At 27.1% G+C, this 4,980-nt stretch carries 3 protein-coding genes; 2 read left to right on the plus strand and 1 reads right to left on the minus strand.

Annotated elements, in window-relative coordinates:
• A partial coding sequence (locus VLM92_RS07350; RefSeq protein ID WP_325275688.1) for an aminotransferase class I/II-fold pyridoxal phosphate-dependent enzyme occupies positions 1-638 on the minus strand: 638 nt, incomplete at its 3' end.
• Between the two features lie 780 nt (positions 639-1,418).
• Here VLM92_RS07350 and VLM92_RS07355 point away from each other — a divergent pair.
• Together VLM92_RS07355 and nrdG are read left to right on the plus strand one after the other, a co-directional pair.
• Positions 1,419-3,770 carry an anaerobic ribonucleoside triphosphate reductase gene (locus VLM92_RS07355; protein ID WP_325275689.1) on the plus strand — a complete coding sequence of 784 codons (2,352 nt, stop codon included), beginning with the start codon at positions 1,419-1,421 and terminating at the stop codon, positions 3,768-3,770.
• Between the two features lie 20 nt (positions 3,771-3,790).
• Positions 3,791-4,330, plus strand: a complete 540-nt coding sequence (gene nrdG / locus VLM92_RS07360; RefSeq protein ID WP_325275690.1) for an anaerobic ribonucleoside-triphosphate reductase activating protein — start codon at positions 3,791-3,793, stop codon at positions 4,328-4,330.
• Positions 4,331-4,980: the final 650 nt, after the last annotated feature.

Genomic DNA, 4,980 nt, shown 5'->3' on the forward strand with positions numbered 1-4,980 from the left:
AAATTATCATTAAAACATATTTTTTCATAAATTTCATCTGAAAGAATATAAATGTTATGTTTTGAACATATGTCTACAATTTCAGATAGTTCTTCTTTTGTATAAACACTACCAGTAGGATTAGATGGATTATTTATTATAATAATCTTTGTTTTAGGGGTTATATATTTATGTAGTTCTTTAGGATCTAGTTTAAAGTTATTTTCCTTTTTTGTTTCGATGAAAACAGGAACAGCATTTACTAGTTTTATCATTTCAGGGTAACTTACCCAATAAGGCTTAGGCAGCAATACTTCATCTTCAGGATTAGTTAAAGCAAGAAGTGTGTTTGTTATACAATGTTTAGCTCCACTAGACACTACTATTTCATCAGGTGAATAGTTACAGTTATTTTCCTTAAGAAGTTTAGTACAAATTTCTTCTCTTAAAATTTTAAGTCCTGGAACCATATCATATTTGGTATGATTATTATTTAAAGAATTTATACCATAAGATTTTGCACTATTAGGGACATTAAAATCAGGCTCACCAATACTAAGATTTATTACATCGATACCTGAATTTTTCATTTCGTTTACTTTTGAACTTATTCCTATTGTATAGGACGGTGTTATAGATGATAACCTATTAGATAACATAAAAAGCCTCCTTTTGATTAAATGAAATTAAGAATTTAAACTACTATTTTTAGCACCTAAATATACTACTAAATATATGGTATGGCTTAAATAGCTACTTATAAGGTAATTACTTTTATAAAAAATATGTAATACTCTAACAATATAAGCGTTAGTGATTTAAATACAATTAAATTTTAATTCATCCGTAGATTATTTAGTGTATTAAAAATATAAATAAAATATATTTTATAAGATTAAATTAATATATAAATAAAATTAACAATAAAATTATACATGTTCCATTATATAATCCGGATATTTTTAAACTATAGGTAAAGGATATTTCCTTCAGAAGTTGAATTAATATAACTTGAACATAAATTATTCACAAAATGATTTTAAAGGAATAAATTATTTACAGTGTATCTATACTAAAATTGATTAGTTTATATATAGAGATACTGTATATAGTTTTATTATCATATAATATACTTAATTTTTATATTTAACTATATTATATGATAATTCTAAATAATTACATATAAAAAGTATCAAAAATATGAAAAAATATTTGTTTTTTAGAACTATTACAAATACTTAGGTTCAAATTATCCACATAGCATTTGCAAGGTTTACGGTCTGTTTGACTATTATGTACAAATTTGGTAATCTAGTTAAGTGACAATTTAGGTAGTCCCTTTAACAAAGTTAAAGGGGATTTTTTTAGACTTAATACACTATATGTAGTGGTCAGAAAATAAATGTAGTACAATATATAGTAATAGGGGGAGTTTTCAAATGATAAATTTTGTAAAAAAAAGAGATGGAAGAATTATACCTTTCAATGAAGATAGAATAACAAGGGCTATATTTTTAGCAGCTAGCAATGTTGCTGAAAAAGAGCAGAAGGTTCCAGATTATAAACTCTCAGAAGAATTAACTCAAGAGGTTATAAAGTTACTAAATAATAAATTTAGAGATTCAATACCAGGAGTAGAAGATGTACAAAATGCAGTAATTAAAATTCTTATAGAAACAGGACATGCTAAAACTAGCGAAGAATATATAATTTATAGGACTGAAAGAAGTAGAATAAGAAATTCAAAAACTAGATTAATGAAAGCAATAGAAGAAATAACTTTTGAAGATGCAAATGATGCAGACATAAAAAGAGAAAATGCTAATATAAATGGAAACACAGCTATGGGTACTATGCTTCAATACGGTAGTACGGTATCAAAGGAATTTTGTAAAACACATTTATTAAAACCAGAGCACTCATTTGAACATGACAATGGAGATATACATATACATGACATGGACTTTTTAAATATGGGAACATTAACTTGTTGTCAAATAGATATTACAAAGTTATTCAAAGAAGGATTTTCAACAGGGCATGGATTCTTAAGAGAGCCAAAAGATATAATAAGTTATGCAGCTTTAGCAGCAATAGCAATACAAAGTAATCAAAATGATCAACATGGAGGACAAAGTATACCATTCTTTGATTATGGACTAGCTGAAGGTGTATCTAAAACATTTAAGAAATTCTATATAAGCAACCTATCTAAAGCATTGAAGTTATTTAAAGGAATAGATAGTAATGACGAAATAAAGGATATAATTTATAAAGTAGAAGAAGAGACGAACACAAAAGTAGGTATAACAAAAAATAAAGATTATTTATCTAAAGAAAGTATTGAGCTTAAAGAAAAATTTAATTTAGATGATAACTTTGTTGAGACTATACAGAATTTTGCTTTTGACGAATCATATAAAGAAACAGACAAAAGAACATATCAAGCTATGGAAGCATTTATTCATAACTTAAATACGATGCATTCTAGAGCAGGTGCTCAAGTTCCATTCTCAAGTATAAACCTTGGTACAGATACTACAGAAGAAGGAAGAATGGTTACAAAGAATGTTCTTTTATCATTCGAAAAGGGATTAGGAAATGGAGAAACGCCAATATTCCCTATATTAATATTTAAAGTTAAAGAAGGAATAAGTTTGAACCCAGGAGACCCTAACTATGATTTATTTAAATTAGCTTGTAGAGTATCAGCTAAGAGGTTATTCCCTAATTTTAGTTTCTTAGATGCACCATTTAATGCTAAGTATTATAAGGAAGGTCAACCAGAAACCGAAGCTACATATATGGGATGTAGAACGAGAGTAATTGGGAATGTATGCGGGGAAGAAATAGTTAGCGGCAGAGGTAACTTATCATTTACTACAATCAATCTTCCTAGATTAGGTATAAAGCATGGTATGGTAAAAAATGAAAAAGCAGATATAGATAAATTCTTTGAAGAATTAGATGAGAAAATAAATTTAGTTATAGAACAATTATTAGAGAGAATGGAAGTTCAAGGAAATAAAAAGATGAAAAACTTCCCGTTCTTAATGGGTCAAGGTGTATGGAAAGGTTCTGATGAATTAGGACCAGAAGATAATTTAAGTGAAGTTATAAAGCAAGGAACTTTAACTATAGGATTTATAGGATTAGCTGAATGTCTTATAGGACTTATGGGCAAACATCATGGAGAAAGTGAAGAAGCTCAAGAGCTGGGAATGAAAATAGTATCTCATATGAGAGAAAGAATGGAACAAGCTAGTGAACAATATAAATTAAACTTCTCATTGATAGCTACACCTGCAGAAGGACTATCAGGAAGATTTACACGTATAGATAAGAAAGCATACGGAAATATAGAAGGAATCACAGATAAAGAATATTATACTAACTCATTCCATGTGCCAGTTTATCATAAAATAAGTGCTTTTGAAAAAATTAGATTAGAGGCGCCATATCATGAGTTTACTAATGCTGGACATATAACTTATATAGAATTAGATGGTAACCCATCTGATAATTTAGAAGCTTTTGAAACTATTATAAGAGCTATGAAAGAACAAGGAATAGGATATGGAAGTGTAAATCATCCGGTAGATAGAGACCCAATTTGTGGGTTTTCAGGAGTCATAAAAAGTAATATATGTCCTGTATGTGGAAGAAATGAAGATGAGAGTGATATAAAATTTGAAAGAATAAGAAGAATAACAGGTTATTTAGTTGGAACTGTAGATAGATTTAATAATGCAAAACAAGCAGAGGTTCGTGATAGAGTAAAACATAAATAATTGTAAGGGGGAGATTGGTTATGAAAATAAGAATATCATCTCCTATAGCATATGATAGTATAGTAGATGGTCCAGGTCTAAGGATGGTAGTTTGGACACAAGGATGTATTCATAATTGTAAGGAATGCCACAACCCTCAAACTCATGACTTATGTGGAGGATATGAGGTTGATACAGAAGAGGTAACAAATAAGATAAAAACTTTAAAACTTCAAAGAGGAATAACATTATCAGGAGGAGAACCATTTTTACAACCAGAAGCTTTAGAAGAAATAGCTAAAGAAGCTAAAAATAATAATTTAGATGTGTGGTCTTATACTGGATTTACATTTGAACAGCTTTTAGATACTAAAAATCCTGATCGTTTTAAAAATTTAAATTTATTAAAACAAATAGATATATTGGTAGATGGTAAATTTGAGTTGAGCAAAAAAGATTTCACTTTGAAATTTAGAGGTTCATCTAATCAAAGAATAATAGATGTACAAAAAAGTTTAAAATATAAAAAAATTATGCTAGTAGAAGAGTATATGCAACAAGAATTGTGTGAAGCTAGATAAATATAAATGGGTATAACTTAAAAAAGTTATACCTATTTTGTTTTATCAACATTTATATAGAATTTTAAAAATAATTGTTGATTTAATTTATTTGAAGTATTAATAAATTTATTAATATATATTTAATTTGAATATGAAATGAACTATTTAATTATAAAGATTAGAGTAATTAAATATTAAAAATACATAAGAGAGAGTAAATTAGCTATATTTAGATGTTAAAATTTTATAAAATCAAAAAAATATTTGTTGATAAATATGTTAATAATGTGGATAAAAAAAACTATATGCTGTAAATTCAATATTAATAATATGTTAATAATGTGGATAATTACTAATAATAAAATATTAAGTAAAATATATCTAAAAAAAATATTAAAAAAGTATTGACCATGAAGGCAAAAGGTGATAAAGTATTACTTGTCCTTAAGAAAAGGGCAAACAACAAAAAATAAACAACAGAAAATAGTTGACAAACTAATAATGTTTTGGTAAACTAAGGAAGTTGAAAAATGAACTTTGAAAATTAAACAGTAGGTTAATTTATAGAATTTGAAACAAACCAAACAAACAAAGCCAGATATATAACAGTATCTGAGCCCGTTAAACTTTTATTTGAGAGTTTGATCCTGGCTCAGGATGAACGCTGG

The organism is Romboutsia sp., from assembly GCF_035470145.1.
GTDB lineage: Bacteria > Bacillota > Clostridia > Peptostreptococcales > Peptostreptococcaceae > Romboutsia_D.